The organism is Chryseobacterium sp. CH25, assembly GCF_004119455.1.
Lineage (GTDB): Bacteria > Bacteroidota > Bacteroidia > Flavobacteriales > Weeksellaceae > Chryseobacterium.
On sequence record NZ_NRQT01000050.1, the window covers coordinates 1 to 286 of the forward strand.

General features: G+C 39.9%; 1 protein-coding gene. It reads left to right on the forward strand.

The genetic code is table 11. The annotated features are described in order from the left end of the window. Positions 1-207 (forward strand): hypothetical protein (locus tag BOQ64_RS22760; protein WP_164975876.1); only part of this gene is annotated, 207 nt, incomplete at its 5' end. Between the last annotated feature and the right edge of the window lie 79 nt (positions 208-286).

Sequence of the window (286 nt, forward strand, 5' to 3'; positions counted from 1 at the left end):
ACACAGGGAACCAATTCTAAAACTGCAGCATTTATTTTACAGGTTCCGAGAAATGTAGTATCAGAAGCAATACCCAATTGGATCAGACAGGGTATCAATTATCACCCGAACGATCACACCAAAGTTGGACTGGCTTTATATGCTCCGGGGAAAAGTTTTGTACACGTCATAGGAAGCTTTAATAGCAACACAGGGAACCAATTCTAAAACTGCAGCATTTATTTTACAGGTTCCGAGAAATGTAGTATCAGAAGCAATACCCAATTGGATCAGACAGGGTATCAAT